The 16,061-nt window shown below is 66.7% G+C and carries 16 protein-coding genes; 10 read left to right on the top strand and 6 right to left on the bottom strand.

The genetic code is table 11. The features are described 5' to 3' along the window. Nucleotides 1-166: 166 nt before the first annotated feature. Together AC6JAC_RS03735 and AC6JAC_RS03730 are read left to right on the top strand one after the other, a co-directional pair. Nucleotides 167-1,216 (top strand): homoserine dehydrogenase, encoded by a 1,050-nt coding sequence (locus AC6JAC_RS03735; protein ID WP_497963472.1) that lies wholly within the window; start codon nucleotides 167-169, stop codon nucleotides 1,214-1,216. 7 nt (nucleotides 1,217-1,223) lie between these two features. Continuing rightward, nucleotides 1,224-2,618, top strand: coding sequence for an aldehyde dehydrogenase family protein (locus tag AC6JAC_RS03730; protein ID WP_497966760.1), 1,395 nt, complete (start codon nucleotides 1,224-1,226; stop codon nucleotides 2,616-2,618). Between the two features lie 13 nt (nucleotides 2,619-2,631). Here the strand turns inward: AC6JAC_RS03730 and AC6JAC_RS03725 are convergent, their stop codons facing one another. Beyond that, the gene (locus tag AC6JAC_RS03725; RefSeq protein WP_442853334.1) at nucleotides 2,632-3,090 is read right to left on the bottom strand and encodes an Lrp/AsnC family transcriptional regulator; all 459 of its coding nucleotides are present in this window, start codon (nucleotides 3,088-3,090) and stop codon (nucleotides 2,632-2,634) included. A gap of 100 nt (nucleotides 3,091-3,190) precedes the next feature. On the opposite strand from AC6JAC_RS03725, the gene AC6JAC_RS03720 reads away from it, so the two are divergent. The 3 genes from AC6JAC_RS03720 to AC6JAC_RS03710 all read left to right on the top strand — a co-directional run bounded on the left by AC6JAC_RS03720 (nucleotide 3,191) and on the right by AC6JAC_RS03710 (nucleotide 5,576). Next, nucleotides 3,191-3,880 (top strand): HAD hydrolase-like protein, encoded by a 690-nt coding sequence (locus AC6JAC_RS03720; protein WP_497963471.1) that lies wholly within the window; start codon nucleotides 3,191-3,193, stop codon nucleotides 3,878-3,880. A gap of 114 nt (nucleotides 3,881-3,994) precedes the next feature. Beyond that, nucleotides 3,995-4,183 (top strand): hypothetical protein, encoded by a 189-nt coding sequence (locus tag AC6JAC_RS03715; RefSeq protein WP_497963470.1) that lies wholly within the window; start codon nucleotides 3,995-3,997, stop codon nucleotides 4,181-4,183. Between the two features lie 193 nt (nucleotides 4,184-4,376). Continuing rightward, nucleotides 4,377-5,576, top strand: coding sequence for an NYN domain-containing protein (locus AC6JAC_RS03710; protein ID WP_231511097.1), 1,200 nt, complete (start codon nucleotides 4,377-4,379; stop codon nucleotides 5,574-5,576). 150 nt (nucleotides 5,577-5,726) lie between these two features. Here the strand turns inward: AC6JAC_RS03710 and AC6JAC_RS03705 are convergent, their stop codons facing one another. After that, nucleotides 5,727-5,918, bottom strand: a complete 192-nt coding sequence (locus AC6JAC_RS03705) for a hypothetical protein (RefSeq protein WP_497963469.1) — start codon at nucleotides 5,916-5,918, stop codon at nucleotides 5,727-5,729. Nucleotides 5,919-5,943: 25 nt separating this feature from the next. Here AC6JAC_RS03705 and AC6JAC_RS03700 point away from each other — a divergent pair, with 25 nt between their 5' ends. Further along, nucleotides 5,944-7,134 carry a hypothetical protein gene (locus AC6JAC_RS03700; RefSeq protein ID WP_497963468.1) on the top strand — a complete coding sequence of 397 codons (1,191 nt, stop codon included), beginning with the start codon at nucleotides 5,944-5,946 and terminating at the stop codon, nucleotides 7,132-7,134. Nucleotides 7,135-7,143: 9 nt separating this feature from the next. Here the strand turns inward: AC6JAC_RS03700 and AC6JAC_RS03695 are convergent, their stop codons facing one another. After that, complete coding sequence (locus AC6JAC_RS03695) at nucleotides 7,144-8,052, bottom strand: DUF817 domain-containing protein (protein ID WP_497963467.1); 909 nt, start codon at nucleotides 8,050-8,052, stop codon at nucleotides 7,144-7,146. 15 nt (nucleotides 8,053-8,067) lie between these two features. Beyond that, nucleotides 8,068-8,841, bottom strand: a complete 774-nt coding sequence (locus AC6JAC_RS03690; protein WP_028269835.1) for an oxygenase MpaB family protein — start codon at nucleotides 8,839-8,841, stop codon at nucleotides 8,068-8,070. Nucleotides 8,842-8,906: 65 nt separating this feature from the next. Between AC6JAC_RS03690 and AC6JAC_RS03685 the strand changes: the two genes are divergently transcribed. Further along, nucleotides 8,907-9,380 (top strand): NUDIX hydrolase, encoded by a 474-nt coding sequence (locus tag AC6JAC_RS03685; RefSeq protein WP_497963466.1) that lies wholly within the window; start codon nucleotides 8,907-8,909, stop codon nucleotides 9,378-9,380. A 43-nt stretch (nucleotides 9,381-9,423) separates the two neighbouring features. Here AC6JAC_RS03685 and AC6JAC_RS03680 read toward each other — a convergent pair whose 3' ends face one another. Next, complete coding sequence (locus AC6JAC_RS03680) at nucleotides 9,424-9,783, bottom strand: TfoX/Sxy family protein (RefSeq protein ID WP_497963465.1); 360 nt, start codon at nucleotides 9,781-9,783, stop codon at nucleotides 9,424-9,426. Between the two features lie 39 nt (nucleotides 9,784-9,822). Next, nucleotides 9,823-10,866, bottom strand: a complete 1,044-nt coding sequence (locus tag AC6JAC_RS03675; RefSeq protein WP_497963464.1) for a metallophosphoesterase — start codon at nucleotides 10,864-10,866, stop codon at nucleotides 9,823-9,825. A 184-nt stretch (nucleotides 10,867-11,050) separates the two neighbouring features. On the opposite strand from AC6JAC_RS03675, the gene AC6JAC_RS03670 reads away from it, so the two are divergent. From AC6JAC_RS03670 to AC6JAC_RS03660, 3 genes are all read left to right on the top strand, one after another. After that, a complete protein-coding gene (locus tag AC6JAC_RS03670; RefSeq protein WP_028269832.1) occupies nucleotides 11,051-12,925 on the top strand; it encodes a Na+/H+ antiporter in 1,875 nt (624 codons plus the stop codon). Between the two features lie 124 nt (nucleotides 12,926-13,049). Continuing rightward, nucleotides 13,050-14,693, top strand: coding sequence for an alkaline phosphatase D family protein (locus AC6JAC_RS03665; protein WP_028269831.1), 1,644 nt, complete (start codon nucleotides 13,050-13,052; stop codon nucleotides 14,691-14,693). Next, complete coding sequence (locus AC6JAC_RS03660) at nucleotides 14,690-15,991, top strand: alkaline phosphatase family protein (protein WP_497963463.1); 1,302 nt, start codon at nucleotides 14,690-14,692, stop codon at nucleotides 15,989-15,991. The genes AC6JAC_RS03665 and AC6JAC_RS03660 overlap by 4 nt, the downstream gene beginning before the upstream one ends. Nucleotides 15,992-16,061: the final 70 nt, after the last annotated feature.

Raw genomic sequence — 16,061 nt, 5'->3', positions numbered from 1 at the left:
AAAACATTCCTAGATGCATATATTGCACGATTATTAAGGGCCGACGATACGTATGGCGTCATCCTTGGTCACTTTGCGTAGTCCTTTGGGCGGAATCACATGGCGGGACGGACACGGAGCGCCCTGAGCATGGAAGCACCAAGCAATTCCGAGAGAAGGACACGGCATGACCACCTATGACCTTGCACTGATTGGCTTCGGCGGAGTGAACCGCAGCCTGGCTGAGCTGATTGCCGCCCGCGGGGAAGCACTCCGCGCCGAGGTGGGCTTCGGCCTGCGCGTAGTTGCCATCACGGATCTGCGCCTCGGGTCCCTCGTGGACGCCGGCGGTATTGACCTGTCCATGGCCCTGGCGCTGGGCGGCGACGGCGAAACCTTTGCCCGGCACGGCGGCTCCGCGGAACCGGATAACGAGGGCGTGATCCGCAACTGCACAGCGGACATCATCTGCGAGGCCACCTTCACCAACCCGGAGGACGGCGAGCCCGCCGTGTCGCACGTCCGCTGGGCACTGGAGTCGGGCAAGAGCGTCTGCACCACCAACAAGGGACCCGTGGCGCTACGGGGAAGGGAACTTGCAGCCCTGGCGGAACGGCAAGGTGTCCGCTTCGAGTTTGAAGGCGCCGTCATGAGCGGCACTCCGGTGATCCGGCTTGCCAAGCAGATGTTCGGCGGGCTGCAACTCAACGGTTTCGAAGGGATCATGAACGGCACCAGCAACTACGTTCTGGGGCGCATGGAAGCCGGTCTTGACCTTGGTGAGGCTGTCCGGGAGGCCCAGGAGCTGGGTTACGCAGAGGCGAATCCCGCCGCGGACCTCGAGGGTTTCGACGTGCAGCTGAAGGTGCTGATCCTCGCCAACGAGCTCCTCGGCGGGAACCTGCAGCTGGAGGACGTCCAGCGGGAGGGCATCTCCGCAGTAACGCCGGAGGATGTCCGGGCGGCCGCTTCGGCCGGCCGGCGCTGGAAACTGGTCGGATCCGCCAGACGGACTCCCGACGGCGGCATCGCGGCGGGCGTTTCACCGCGCGCCGTCGACATGGAGCACAGCCTTGCCGGCATCTCGGGTGCCACGAACGCCGTTTCGTTCGAAACTGACCTGCTGGGCCCTGTGACGGTTTCCGGCCCCGGCGCCGGACGGATCGAGACGGCCTACGCGCTGCTCTCCGACATCATTGCCATCCACCAGATGGCGGAAGGACAGGCACGTGTCTGAGGCCACCATGCTGCAGGTTGTCCGCGCTCCCCGGCTCCACGAGGTGACCAGTCCCTACGACGGCAGGGTTGTGGGAGACGTCCCCATCACCGATGTCAGTGCTGTTGAAGAAATGATGGCCGCGGCACGCTCGGGCGCCGTGGCGGCGAAGTCCCTGTCCCGCCATGCCCGCGCCGCCATCCTGTCCGCGGCTGCCTCCGACATCGAGGGCAGGAGCGGGGTCTTCGCCCAGACCATCGTGGCGGAGGCCGGGAAGACCATCCGCCAGGCGCGCAAGGAGGTGCACCGGGCCATCAACACGCTCCGGCTGTCCGCAGAGGAGGCGACGCGTGGCGCCGGCGAGGTCATCCCATTCGACTCCTATGCCGGATCAGAGGACCGGACCGGCTGGTTCACACGTGAGCCGCTCGGGATCATTGCGGCCATCACTCCGTTCAACGATCCCCTCAACCTGGTGGCACACAAGGTGGGCCCGGCGATCGCGGGGGGCAACGCCGTCGTACTCAAGCCGTCAGCCCTCACGCCGCTGTCCGCACAGCTGCTGGCCGACGCCCTGTACGACGCCGGCCTGCCGCCGGAGGTCCTGACGGTGGTGCACGGCGGGAGGGATGTTGCGGCTGCCATCATCCGGACCCGGGACGTGCGGATGGTGTCCTTCACCGGCGGGTTCGCGACCGGTGAGGCCATCGCCCGCACGGCCGGGCTGAAGAAGCTCGCCATGGACCTGGGCGGCAACGCACCGGTGATTGTCCTGGACGATGCGGACGTGGACCGTGCGGTGGATTCCTGCGTATCTGGAGCGTTCTGGGCTGCGGGCCAGAACTGTGTGGGGGTGCAGAGGATTTTGGTCCACCGCTCCGTCTACGTCGAATTCCGCCGGAAGTTCGTGGCGGCCACGAGATCACTGGTCACCGGCGACCCCGCCGAGGAACGGACCGACGTTGGCCCCATGATTACCCCCGGCGCGGTTCGGGAGGTCCAGCTCAAAATCAGCGGGGCCGTCGATGCCGGCGCAACGGTCCTGGCAGGCAACCGGGCTGAAGGAAATGTCCTGCTGCCAACCGTTCTGGAGTCCGTTCCGGAGGACTGCCGCCTCTGGCAGGAGGAAGTGTTCGGACCAGTGGTCATGCTCAAGATGTTCAGCACCTACGACGAAGCGATCGGGCTGGCGAATTCCATCGATTTCAGCCTGCATGCGGGCATCTTCACCCGCTCCCTTGCGGCGGCCATGCGTGCGGCCCGGGATCTGGACGCAGGCGGCGTGATGATCAACGACTCCTCAGACTACCGGTTCGACGGCATGCCGTTCGGCGGGTCCAAGTACGGCAGCATGGGCCGGGAAGGCGTCCGGTTCGCCCACGATGAGATGACGCAGCCCAAGGTGGTCTGCATCAGAAGCTAGCGGGGCAAGAGGCCTATTGCTGTGCTGTCCCGTGCCCGTCGGCTCCCCGCCGCCGGATGACGTTGGACAGGGTTAGCGCGGTCACGGTGTCGCCCACGCCGGGCAGGGCCGCGATCTGCTCCCAGATCTCCTGGACCCTGTCCAGCGAGCGTGCTTCCAACCTCACCAGCAGGTCAAAATCCCCGCTCAGGACATCGCAGAGGACCACTTCGGGAATGGTCCGCAATGCTGCCAAGACGTCGGCACCACGCATGCGGTCTTTGCGGTAAATCATGAGGAAAGCGGAAACCATGCTCTGGCCAACGCTGCCCGCCACAATCGTGTAGCCCTGGATGTAGCCCTGCCGCTCCAAGCGGTCAACGCGCTGCCGCACGGCATTCCGGGACAAAAGCACCCTGCCGGCCAGCTCGGCGTGCGACACCCGGGCGTTCTTCGTGAGTTCCGCAAGGATCTTCTGGTCGATGTGATCCAAACCCGCCCCGTCCATCCCTACCCTCCGCCGCAATGATCGGTGCGCCACTGTCACTTGGATGTGTGCGCGTCGATACCGTAGCCAGAAAGGCTCCGCAGAAATGATACGTCCACACCTGGACAATCAGGCACCCGCCGCCATCACCTGCGTTCTGTTCGACATGGACGGGACGCTCTTGGACTCCGCGCCGGGGGTGATGGACAGCGCTGCCCGGGCGCTCAAGGCGGTGAATGCGCCTGTACCCCCGCACCGGGAACTGCTCAAGTACGTTGGACCGCCCATGTACGAGTCGTTCAGGCACAGCGCAGGCCTGGACGAAGCAACCGCCCGGGACGCGCTCCGACACTACCGGGCGGCCTACGCCGAAACAGGGGCTGGGCAATCCACCCTCTTTAGCGGTATCGACGGTCTCCTGGATCAGCTGGATTCGTTGCGGTGTCCGATGGCGGTGGCAACGTCCAAAGTGGAAGATCAGGCGGTCCGGATGGCTCGCACTTTTGGGATTGACAGTTACTTCGCCGACATCTGCGGTGCGTCCGACGCAGCAGGAAGGGCCACTAAGGAGGATGTGATTGCCGAATCGCTGGCGCGGCTCAAGGCGCAGGGAGTGGATATCTCCAGCCCGGTCATGGTGGGCGATCGAAGCTACGACGTGGCCGGCGCGGCCGTGCACCGGATCCCGACGATCTTTGTGTCCTGGGGATACGGAGACCCTTCGGAAGCCGCACAGGCCGCGGCTGTTGCCCAGACACCCGAGATCCTCGCGCGGCTGCTCCGCGCCAGCCGGTAGTTCAGCAGCCCCTGAAGCCTGCTTACTGCAGTGCCGCTGCGGATGATCCGCCAGGCCTCCGGGCCTTCGAACGGGGCGAACCAGGCGAACGGACGACGACGGGCTGGAGCAGTTTTGCCGGCTCCACGGCGAGCAGGACTGGAGATCCTTTACGGCATCCTGGACCTGGACCGGGTGACGCAGGCCCGCCGCTACGGGGCGTTCGGACTCAACAAACCCTGGTCCCAGCTCAAGGACCAACGCGGCACCCTCGCCTACCCCATGTTCGGTGGTGCGAGCTTCCAGCCGCCCGAATGGAGCTAAAAGCACCACCGGCAACGGCAAGCGGACGACGGAGGAAGTCCCGCCGTCGTCCGCTTGCCGTCCCGCCCCGGAGCTCATCGAACCGAATTACACCGTGTCGCGGAAAAGCTGCCCAGGCAACCCGGCTTGCTGGCACACTTGGCAGATGAAAGAGTCGCGGTCCCCTTCCCGACGGCCTGGAATCCGGGCGGCCATGTTTGTCGACTTCGACAACGTCTACACGGGCCTGCAGGCCCTCGATCCCCTGGCGGCGAAGCGCTTCGCCGAGGATCCCAAACACTGGGCGGACGCCTTGTCCGCCGGCGGCTCCGGGGAGAGTTCCCGCCGCTTCCTGATCCGGAACTGCTACCTGAATCCGGTGGTGTATTCGAAGTACCGGACGTACTGGACCCGGGCAGGTTTCCGCGTGATCGACTGCCCGTCACTGACGCAGCGCGGGAAGAGCAGCACCGACATCAACCTGGTCCTGGATGCGATGGACACGCTGTCCGGCGGCGCCGGCATCGACGAGTTCTTCATCGCCTCGGCCGATGCCGACTTCACGTCCCTCATCCAGCGTTTCCGGGCCGCCGACAAGCTGACCACGGTCATCGCTGCGGGAGCCGTGGCCTTCGCCTACCGCGAGATGGCAGACAGCGTGGTGGAGTCCCACGACTTCGTGGCCATCCTCAACGGCACCACCGGCGAGCCCATCCGGGCAGTGGCGTCCGTCCAGCCGCCGCAGGTCCAGCCGGCCGCCAAAGCCAAGCCCAAGACCCTGTCGAAGACCGCTTCAGCCGCAGTCCGGGAGGTCTGCGACTTCGTTCGTGCCGCCCCTGGTCCGGTTGTGGGGGCCATGGTGGCCCACCGCGCCCTCACGGCGGACCCCTCCCTGAAGACGGACTGGGCAGGGTACGGAAAATTCGGGACCTGGGTGGCCCAGATCGGCAACAGCGTTGAATACTCCCCTTCACGGGGCGGCTGGGTCTGGGACGCGCAGCGGTTTTCCAGTGACGACCTGCCGGCGGATGCCGACGTCGAGCCCGGCATCGAGGAACGCGTCACCCGGGTGACGGACGTGCCCGCGCTCTCCGCAGCCCAGTTCCGGCAGCTGTTCCAGGCACTGGCGGCCAGGCTTCGGGAGCAGCCGGTCAGCCGCAACGAACTGTCCCGGCTGGTCCGGGATGACTGTGTCACCGCAGGCCAGCCCGTGTCCCGCGGCGCGGTGAACTTTGTCATCCAGGGCCTGGGCTACGTCAACTATCAGCTCAACGAAAACGCAACCCCGGAAGGGCTCGCGGCGGCCTGGACGGAGGACGTGGAGGAGCTGTGCCGGGTAGCGCTGATGGAGTTCGACGACGGCGAGAAGGCGGCCCTGCGGCGCTGGGCCAGCGGCGGCTACCTGGAGGGCTGATCCCTGACGCCTGCGATTGGGCCTGAGGTCCAAATACCCTAGCCGGTATGTCCGCTGAACCATAGCGTTGGGGTTCTGGCAAAGGAGGCCGCTGATGTCCCCTCGTGACGGTGGAACCGCTGGTGTGAACAGGTCGCGCAGAACCGGCAGTCAGTGGCTCGTTTGCGCTGTTGTCATTTTGTTGGCGCTGGCAGGATGTTCGTCCGGGGGCGGGACCCCGGGCTCCACTTCATCGGGCGGGACGCCAACGCCGGCGGCTGCCACGCCCACGTCGACGAGCGGGCCCGCGTCAATCGGCTTGCCGGAGGCGGTCTTCACGGACCAGCAGCTCGTGGCGATCATCAACGGAGTAGCTCAGCGGCGGGGCGTGCAGTTTCCCACTGCGCAGGACTCCGCTCGCCAGCGAAGCGGAGCCTCGAGCGGCAGCTTCCCCGTTGTTAGCAGCGAGACAACGCCCGGCGAGTGCGCCGTCTTCGTCCCCGAGAACCCCTTCATCCGCTGGGCAGACAAGAATGTGAACTTCGCCGAGGGCGCCATGCCGATGGGTGCGCAGTCGGGACCGGCCAGCACCATCATGATCACGCTCCGAAGCGCGGCAAAGGACGCCATCGCCAAGGCCGACTTCGGCTACACGGAGGATCAGGCGTCCCGCTGCGGCCAGTTTGACCTGGCATCGACGGAGTCCGGCCGGACCTCAACGTACGCGGTCCAGCTACTGAAGGCGCCGTCGGCCGGGCAGAAACAATACGCCTTCATGCAGACCACAAAGCCGAAGGGACCCGGCGACTTCGGCTCAGTCGGACTGCGGGTGCTGGCGGGAACAATGTCCATCACCCTGAGCCTCGCTATCGCCGAGCCCAACTCCGAGGCCGACGCCCAGCCGGCCCTCGACTCAATGGCCGGCCTGGCGAAGGAGCTCATCGACCAGGCCGTAACGAAGCCTCCGACGGTTGCCCCGCCGCCGCCGAACTCCCGTACACCCGACGACTTGGTCGCACTTCTCAACAGCGTCGCCGGGCCGAACGGCACGACGCTGACCCTGCCCGGCGCCACGGTCATCGTTTCGACGCCCGGCGTTAACCCCGCCCCTTCTCCGCAAGGATCCGTGCCGCCATGCACTTACGACGACGCAGCATATTACGGGTCACTCCTCGGCTCCATCCTCGCCCAGGGCCAGCTCCAAGGTGCCAGCAAGATGGACTACACCGAGCTGAGCGTGATCAGCATGCCTTCGACGGCGGCTCCACCGTATCCGTTCGACACCCGAGCCGCCACGCTCCGCGACTGCGCGACGGTTCAAGAAAACATCCTCGGAGGCGGCCAGCGCCAGTGGCCGGCCGTCTCGCCCCTGAACGTGACCGTCGCAGCGGACTCAAGCTACGCCGTCGCCTACCAACTGTCCGACGGGACGGGCGAATGGCACATCCGGGTCGGCGCCCGCAAAGGGATGCTGTCTGTGGAAGCCAGCAGCAGAACGAACTCACAAGCCGAAGTGCAGGCGACCGCCGACGCGCTGGCAGCATTCTTCGGCCGGGTGTTCGCCAAGGCCGGACCGTAGGCCCCTCCGTCAAGAAGGGCGTGGCCCCATGCCGGCCTCCAGGGGCACTTCGGCGCTGGCGTTCTCCTCGGCTTCCGGCGCCTGCGGCTTGTAGACCCAGGTCACCAGCACCACGGAAATGATCATCAGCAGGAACCAGGCCCCCAGCTTGTCGAGCGAGACCATCTGCCAGCCGTCCACCTGGCTGGGGTAGAGCCAGGCCCCGGACCAGGTGGCGATGTTCTCGGCAATCCAGATGAACAGCGCCACCAGCAGGAATGCCAGGACCAGCGGCATCCGGAACTTCCTGCGGAACACCCGGAAGTGCATGACGCACCGTCCAAAGACGACCGCGACGGCGGCCAGCAGCACCCAGCGTGCGTCCCAGAGGTAATGGTGGGTGAAGAAGTTCACGTAGATGGCCGCAGCCATGATGGCCGTGATCCACCGCCGCGGGTACCGGGCAAAACGCAGGTCGAAGAGTCGGTAGACGCGCACCATGTACGAACCCACGGCCGCGTACATAAAGCCGCTGAAGAGCGGGACCGCCCCGATGCGCAGGACGCCCTCGGCCCCGTAGGACCAGGAGCCGACGTCCGTCTTGAACAACTCCATCACCGTCCCCACCAAGTGGAACAGGACAATGACCCTAAGCTCGCGGACCGTTTCCAGCCGTGTTGCCACCATCAGGATCTGGATGACGACGGCGGCGAGGGTCAGGAAGTCGTTCCGGGCCAAACCGGCGTCGTCCGGATACCAGAGGCGCGCTGCCAGAAGCACCGCGAGGAGCGCGGCGCCAAAGATGCACGCCCAGCCCTGCTTGAGGCCGAACACCACAAACTCGGTGAGCTTTGACCGGGCACCGCCGGCAGGCGCACTGTCCAGGAACCTGTGGGCCCGCTGATCGATCAAAAGCTCTACGGATGTGAAGCTCCGCACTGATCCCCCGTTTCGCTAGGCGGCGTCGAGCCTGCCCAGGCAGTAGTTCTTTGGCCAGTGCCGGACTCTGCGCGGCAGCCGTGGATACACCACCGCGGACCACCGCAGGGTGCGGTCGAACCAGCGGCCGTGACGTTCAGTCCACGGTAGCCCGAAACCTTGCCGCAACTGGTCCGGCAGAAGCCCCGCAGTGATGAAGCGGGCCAGCGGCATGACCACCCGCTGCCAGGTCCGGGGGTCTGCCGGATAGAGCAGGCTGCGGGCAACGCCCGACGTCACGGCGTCGGCTTCCAGTCCCTGCAGGCACCCCTCCCAGTAGCTGCCGAATGCCGCGCGGTCAGCCGGCCACAGCTCCGCGGGAAGCTGCAAGGCCGTGCCGATTCTCGCGTAGTCCCGGTACATGTGGTCGGCGGCTTCATCGTCCAGCGCGCCGTAGATCTTTTCGTAGATGGTGACGGCGGTGTCGTACAGCGTTGCCACCACCCAGAGCTGGGACTGCGCATCGAAGGCGCTGTAGCCAGCGGACCCTGCGTCAGGTTTACGGCGGACGGGGGCGTGGGCGCGGTTAACACTGCGGCGAACCGCTGCCACCTGGTCCTCGGTCCCGTACACCACGGCGTACACGTAGGTGAGGGTGGCGCGGAGCCGTTCGAGCGGACGATCGGCGAAGTTGCTGTGCTCGGCAACGCCGTGGCCCACCGCCGGGTTCGCGATCTGCAGCAGGATTGCCCGCCCTGCCCCGGCCAGCAGAACGCCTTCTGCTCCCATGTCGGCAAGTCCACGCACCATGCCCACACACTACCCGAGAGCCGACCCCCGCTGCCGTCGCATATAGCCTAGGAACAGGAGGCAACATGACCGTTCGAAGCGCAGGCATCCTGCTGTACAGGTGGAACTCGGCTGCTCAGCTGGAAGTCTGGATAGCCCACATGGGCGGACCTTTTTGGGCCCGCAAGGACGAGCACGCGTGGTCCATCCCCAAGGGTGAATACTCCGAGGACGAGGATGCGCTGACGGCAGCCCTGCGCGAGTTCGCCGAGGAAATGGGCACTGCCGCACCGCCGGCGGACTATGTCGAACTGGGCGCTTTCAAGCAGCCCTCAGGCAAGATCATCACAGCCTTCGCCGCGTGCTGGGACTTCCAGCCCGAAACCATTGTGAGCAACACCTTCCCGCTGGAATGGCCCAGGGGGTCAGGCATCATCAACCACTATCCCGAGATCGACGACGCCCGCTGGTTCAGCGGATCCGAGGCGCGCACCAAGCTGGTGAAGGGCCAGCTTCCCATCCTGGACGCCCTCGTTCAGCGGCTCAGGGACGGCACTTAGGCCCTAACCCGGACGGTCCGGAACGTCCCGCCGTCGTCGTTCATCACTTTTTCGGTTTGGCAGTCTTGGGTGCCTTGGGCGGCAGGGTGGCCACGTGGGCGAGCGCCCGGGCGACCCACGGCTCAATCTCGTCCGCCGGGCCCTGCACCGGGAGCCCGACGTAGCCGCCCATGGGCCGTTCGGCGGGGCCGAAGGGCAGGGTCTCGCGGCTGTTCACCAGCTCGTCGCGGTCCGCATCCGCGAGCTTCAGGCCCAGGGTGGAACCGAAGAGCCCCGCGAACATGTTCCCGTTGACGAAGCCGCCCAGGTTCCCGAACATCGGCTTGATGTCAATGCCCGGCAGCCCTGCCAGCAACGATCTGAACTGCTCTTTGTCAGTTTCCGTTGCCTTTTCCATTTCCATGAGGGCGCCTTCCGGTCCGGGGCCTTCATTATCACCCGGCTACTCCTTGAAAGGGACCTTTTCCCAGGACAGGACGGCGGAGCCGGCGGCGTTGTTGGGCGCCACCGTGAACCTCACGTAGTTGGTGGCGTTGGCTGAGCCGTCCACGGTGATGCGTTGCAGATCATCCGCCGCTTCCTGGCCGTAGACCGTCAGCCACGGCGAGCCTTCGGCCAGCGGCCGGTTTTCCGCGTAGACGTGGCTGTCGCCGTTGATGAGGTACACCGGACCGTCGAAGCGGTTGGTTTCCTCGGTGACCGTCCGGACGATTTCACGGAAGCCCGACACCGATTCCGGATGCGCCGTGGCAGCGGCGAGCAGCGACGGATCGAACATATCCGCCTGGGTCATGAGCACTACTGCACGGTCGTTACGGCGGGTCGCGTCCCGGAACGTGTCCCGCACCTGTTCCAGGACGGCCTGCGTGCGGTGGTCCACTTCCGCCTGCTGCTCGGGCGTGACCGCGGTTTCGCCGATGCCGGTCCAGGGCAGGAGGGAGTTGTTGCTGCCCTGGACGTTGACCACGGAGAATGCCACGCGGTTCTTCGTGAAACGGACGTTTTCTGGCAGTCCGAGGTCCTCCTGGGTCTTCAGGGGCATCGTCTCCCCGAGGGTCTTGCCGGGTTCGTTGAAGAAGACTTCCCGAAGCTTGTCCAGCCGTTCCAGCGGGTTGTAGGCGCCGTTGTTTCCGCGGTGGCAGTCCACCCATTCGTTGTCACCGGGCGTGTAGACCAGCGGGTGTTCGAAGGTGTCGAATTCGGCGCGGATGTGTTCGAAGTACTCATCCGAACAGACGGAGGACCCGTTTTTGATGTCGCCCACGTGGGCGACGAAGTCCAGGCTGCTGTCGGCGTTGATGTCCTGGATGCGGGCGGGGAATTTGGCGATTTCGGCATCGCCATAGGGGATGTCGCCGATGACGCCGAAGCTGAACGCCTGCTGCCGGGCATCGTCTTCACCGGCGTTGGCGGCGGCGGACGGGCCGGCAAACCCGGTCAGGGACATGAGTGCCACGAGGGCGGTGGCAGCGCTTTTCACGAGCACGGAGGTTCTCCTTGGTGCGTCTCAACGGGATCCCGCCCGGGCGGTCCGGCCGTGAGCGAGGGTGCCTGAAAAGAGTGCCCGTGGCGGACTAACGCGCGAGAACCGCACGGTATCGGGTCCATGAACAGTGGGTGTCGGGGCAGGACGCTGCCGGCCCCTTGATGCCGCCTGAGAGAATGGCCCCATGGAGGTCGCCCTCGGACTGCTGGTTCTCGTGGCGGTGGTCTGCGCCGGGAGTGCCCTGGGCCGGAAGCTCAACGTCTCGGTGCCGCTGCTGCTGGTGCTGGCCGGTGTCGCGGGTTCGTTCCTCCCCTTCGTCCCGCAGATTGAACTGAACCCGGAACTGGTTCTCGTGGGGCTGTTGCCGCCGCTGCTGTACGCCGCCGCGCTGCGGACGTCCCTCTTTGATTTCGGCTCCAACCGCCGCGCCATCGGACTGCTCTCCGTGGGCTACGTCATCTTCGGAACGCTCGCGGTGGGCTTCGTGGTGTGGTGGCTGTTCCCTGAGATCCCGCTGGCCGCCGCGATCGCGCTCGGCGCCGTGGTGGCGCCGCCGGATGCGGTGGCCGCGACCGCCATCGCGCGGAAGGTGGGTATGCCGCGCCGGATTGTCACCATCCTCGAGGGTGAATCCCTGGTCAACGACGCCACGGCCCTGGTCTGCCTCCGTGCTGCCATCGCGGCCATCTCCGGGTCCGTGTCCGCCGCCGGGATCGCGGGCGGATTCCTGCTCGCTGCCGGTGGCGGCCTGGTGGTGGGTCTGGCCGCCGCCTACGTGCTGACCGTGCTCCGTAAACGGATCCGGAACGTCGCGATCAACACCTCGACGTCACTCGTGGCCCCGTTTGTCGCTTACCTTCCGGCCGAGGCGATCCACGCCTCCGGGGTGCTCGCCGTCGTCGTCACCGGACTCGTGATGGGGACCAAGGCGCCGTCCATGCCCAACGGCGCCGCACGGCTGAGCCAGCGCAGCAACTGGAACACGGTGCAGTTCCTGCTGGAAAACTCCGTATTCCTGCTGATCGGGCTACAGGTCCGGACCATCATCAACGGGGTCCAGGACGACTCGCTGGGAGCGGGCCGGATCTGGGCCGGCTGCGCCGTGATCCTGCTGGCGGTGCTGGTGCTCCGGCCCGTGTGGGTGTTTCCGGCAACGTACCTGCCCCGGCTCATTCCGTCCGTCCGGCGGAAGGACCCCGCGCCGCCCTGGCAGTTCGCCGCGATCGTGTCCTGGGCCGGGATGCGCGGGGTGGTGACGCTGGCCGCGGTGCTGGTACTGCCCGCGGATCTGGAGCACCGGACCGTGCTGATACTGGCAGCGATGGTGGTGGTGGGCGGAACCTTGACGCTGCAGGGTTTCACCTTGCCCGCGCTGGTCCGGCTGCTCCGCGTGCAGGGTCCGGACCAGCGCGAGGACGCCCTCAACCAGGCCTCCTTGATGCAGCTTGCCACCTCCGCCGGAGTGGCCCGCCTGCAGGAATTGCGCACGGACAAGGACCCGCCGGAGGTGGTGGCCATGCTGAAGCGGCGGACCCAGGAGCGCGGGCTGGCGGCCTGGGAGCGGCTTGGCCGGCCGACGTCGGAAGCTGCGACCCCCAGTCAGCGCTACGCCCAGCTGCGGCTTGCCATGCTGGAGGCTGAACGCGCCAAGGTGCTGGAGCTGCGGCGGGGCGGCGAGTATGCCCACGAGGTCCTCAGCGAAGTCCTGGACCGGTTGGACGTTGAGGAATCGATGCTGGACCTTTCACTGAACGAGCTGGACACTTCCGGTGAGGGCGGCGGGGAGGGCATCGCTAGGCCCGGCGGGGTGTGCGGTCACCTCGAGTCCGCCCGCTCCCCCGCCGTGCCCGCCGGCGCCTCGTGTGCGGACTGCCTCCGGGAAGGCACGACGACGGTGCACCTCAGGATGTGCCTGGCCTGCGGAAACGTGGGGTGCTGTGATTCCTCCCCGGGGACGCACGCGTCCAGGCATTTCGAGGCGACCGGGCATCCCGTCATGCGGAGCATCGAGCCGGGCGAGGACTGGCGCTGGTGCTACAAGGACGACCTGCTGGGGTGATCCGGATTGAACTAGTGGTGGCCGCGCTGCGCCCCTAGCCACGGAGTAAACACTCGGCGAACAGCGGGGAAACAGGCGTCCGGAAAGCCCAATCCGCTACTGGCGGGTAGGAATACTGGATGGCATGACTACCTTTACTCGTCGTCAAGTTCTGCGTTCAGCGGGGGTCGCTGCCGTGGCCGGAACCATGGCCACCGGCACTCCCGCTGGAGCGTTTTCAGCTTCCCAAAACGGCGCCTTTGGCCACGGGGTTGCCTCAGGAGACCCCATGCCGGACGGTGTGCTGCTGTGGACCCGCGTGACGCCCACCCCCGAATCACTACCCGGCAGTGGTGCCGGCCCGGACGTTTCCGTCCGATGGGAAGTATCCGCCGATCCCGCATTTACGAAAGTGGTGGCGCGGGGTACTGCCGCCACCGGCCCGGGCCGCGACCACACAGTCAAGGTCATTGCGACCCGGCTCGCCCCCGGAGCGAGCTACTGGTACCGGTTCATTCTCGGACAGGAGATCTCACCGGTTGGCCGCACCCGCACGGCACCGGCGGCAGGCGCCCCGGTGGACCGGCTGAAGTTCGGCGTCGTGTCCTGCGCCAACTGGCAGGCCGGCTACTTCTCCTCCTACCGCCACCTCGCAGCCCGCGGGGACCTCGACGCGGTGCTCCACCTCGGCGACTACCTCTACGAATACGGCCCGGGCGAATACCAGGCCCGCGACGTCGTGGTCCGTCCCCACGACCCCGCACATGAGATGACCCAACTTGCCCATTACCGCCGCCGTCACGCCCAGTACAAAACCGATGCCGACCTTCAAGCCCTGCATGCCGCCGCCCCGTTCATCGTGACCTGGGACGACCATGAGTCGGCCAACGACGCCTGGAAGGGCGGCGCCGAGAACCACACCGAGGGCGCCGAAGGGGCGTGGAGCGGTCGGTTTGCCGCCGCGCACCAGGCGTACGCCGAGTGGATGCCGGTGCGCTACGAACCGGGCGGCCAGATGTACCGTCGGCTGGACTTCGGCTCGCTGGCCAGCCTGTCCATGCTTGACCTCCGTTCCTACCGGGACCAGCAGGCGGCCAACGGCACGGACCCCTCGATCAGCAGCACCGCCCGGACGATCACCGGCGCCGCCCAGATGGACTGGCTGCTGGGCAACCTCAAGTCCACGGGCCCGCAATGGAAACTCGTGGGCAACCCGGTCATGATTGCCCCCGTCCGGGTGCCCTCGACCCTGAGCACTGCCGAACTGGCCGGCGTCCAGAAGCTGATGGGCGGAACGAGCATCAGCGGCGTGCCTTACAACGTGGACCAGTGGGACGGCTACGAGGCCGACCGGAACCGTGTGGTCCGCCACCTGCGGGACAACGCCGTCAAGGACGCCGTTTTCCTCACCGGCGACATCCACTCCGGCTGGGCCTGCGACATCCCCGCCGATCCGGCCAGCTACCCGGCCACCGGCGATTCCGTGGCCGCGGAACTGGTCTGCACGTCCGTCACGAGCGACAACCTCGATGACATCCTGAACGTTCCGCCCAGGACCGGGTCGGTCGCCGTCGAGAACGCCATCAAGGCGGCGAATCCGCACGTTAAATACCTCGATTTCGATTCGCACGGCTACTCCGTCCTGGACGTGACGGCCGCCGGAGTCCGGATGGACTGGTACGTCCTTGCCGAACGCACCTCAGCCAGTTCCGGATCCGCCTTGTCCACATCGTTCAACGTTCAGGCCGGCACCGGCAAGGTCACGCCGGGCCAGGGAGGACTCCAGTGAGCCGTTCACCGCAGCAGCGTACGCCCGCCGTCAACAGACGGTCGACGCCGGGACGCCGGCAGTTCCTGAAGTTCGCCGCTGCCGGAGGTGCCGCCGTCGTCCTTTCCTCCGCGCAAGGAGCGGCGTGGGCAGCACCGGCGGCGGGACGGACCCGGAGCTACGTGCTCGTGGTGGACTGCTGCCGCCCGGACGAGATCACGTCCGCCCTCACCCCGAGGCTGGCTGGCCTGCGGGCGGCCGGAACGAATTTCCCGGCGGCCCGGTCCCTCCCTGTTATGGAGACCATTCCCAACCACGTGATGATGATGACCGGGGTCCGCCCGGACCGCTCGGGCGTTCCGGCCAACGCGATTTTCGACCGGGCCGGGGGCGTGGTCCGCGACCTCGACCGGCCCACGGACCTGCACTTCCCCACCCTCCTCGACCGGTTGCAGGGGCGAGGGCTGACCACCGGCTCGGTACTGAGCAAGAAGTACCTATACGGTATCTTCGGCACCCGGGCCAGCTACCGCTGGGAACCCCAGCCGCTGCTGCCGGTCACCGGTCACGCGCCCGACGCCGCCACGATGGACGCGCTGCTCGCGATGGTGGGCGGACCGGACCCGGACTTCGTCTTCACCAACCTCGGTGACATTGACCGCGTGGGGCACTCCGATCTCACGGGCACCACGCTGAGGGCGGCGCGTGAGGCAGCCCTCGCCGACACAGACGTGCAGGTGGGGCGATTCATCGACCACCTCAAGGGCACCGGAAAGTGGGATTCCAGCGTGGTGATGGTCTTGGCGGACCACTCGATGGATTGGTCCCTCCCCAGCAATGTCATTTCCATCGACCTGATCCTGCAGTCGCGCCCGGAGCTGCAATCCAACGTCAAAATCGCCCAGAACGGCGGGGCGGACCTGCTCTACTGGACCGGCGCCGAAGCCGATCGCGCCTCAGGCCTGGCCGCCGTCGAGCAGTTGGTCGCGGCGCATGAGGGCGTCCTGGCGGTGAACAGGCCCGCGGATTTGCGCCTGGGGGCCGAGGCCGGCGACCTCGTGGCCTACTGCCGCGCAGGCTGGCGTTTCTCCGACCCGTATGTGGCTTCCAACCCCATCCCGGGCAACCACGGGCATCCCGCTACCGAGCCCATTCCGTTCTTTATCTCCGGCGGCAGCCCCCTGGTGGTTCCGGGGTCGGTGTCTTCTGAGCCAGCGAGGACTGTTGATGCCGCACCGACCATCGGCGACATTTACGGACTCACGGCACCGGATGGCGGGTACGACGGAACGTCGCGGTCCAGCGCCCTGAGGCTCTGACCTACGTAGGCGGACGACGACGGCGGCACTCCGGTGAGTGCCGCCGTCGGGCATTTTCCGGGTGGTGCGG

This window comes from Arthrobacter sp. KUASC02 (genome assembly GCF_059739395.1).
The sequence above is the reverse complement of the archived record's forward strand: the minus strand, read 5'-3'. Positions and strand labels throughout refer to the sequence as shown.

What these genes read in the sequence shown, in the direction of transcription:
- AC6JAC_RS03735 (WP_497963472.1), top strand. Translation starts at nt 167, where the DNA reads ATGACCACCTATGACCTTGCACTGATTGGCTTCGGCGGAGTGAACCGC.
- AC6JAC_RS03730 (WP_497966760.1), top strand. Translation starts at nt 1,224, where the DNA reads ATGCTGCAGGTTGTCCGCGCTCCCCGGCTCCACGAGGTGACCAGTCCC.
- AC6JAC_RS03720 (WP_497963471.1), top strand. Translation starts at nt 3,191, where the DNA reads ATGATACGTCCACACCTGGACAATCAGGCACCCGCCGCCATCACCTGC.
- AC6JAC_RS03710 (WP_231511097.1), top strand. Translation starts at nt 4,377, where the DNA reads ATGTTTGTCGACTTCGACAACGTCTACACGGGCCTGCAGGCCCTCGAT.
- AC6JAC_RS03705 (WP_497963469.1), bottom strand. Translation starts at nt 5,918, where the DNA reads ATGATCGCCACGAGCTGCTGGTCCGTGAAGACCGCCTCCGGCAAGCCG.
- AC6JAC_RS03690 (WP_028269835.1), bottom strand. Translation starts at nt 8,841, where the DNA reads ATGGTGCGTGGACTTGCCGACATGGGAGCAGAAGGCGTTCTGCTGGCC.
- AC6JAC_RS03685 (WP_497963466.1), top strand. Translation starts at nt 8,907, where the DNA reads ATGACCGTTCGAAGCGCAGGCATCCTGCTGTACAGGTGGAACTCGGCT.
- AC6JAC_RS03680 (WP_497963465.1), bottom strand. Translation starts at nt 9,783, where the DNA reads ATGGAAATGGAAAAGGCAACGGAAACTGACAAAGAGCAGTTCAGATCG.
- AC6JAC_RS03670 (WP_028269832.1), top strand. Translation starts at nt 11,051, where the DNA reads ATGGAGGTCGCCCTCGGACTGCTGGTTCTCGTGGCGGTGGTCTGCGCC.
- AC6JAC_RS03665 (WP_028269831.1), top strand. Translation starts at nt 13,050, where the DNA reads ATGACTACCTTTACTCGTCGTCAAGTTCTGCGTTCAGCGGGGGTCGCT.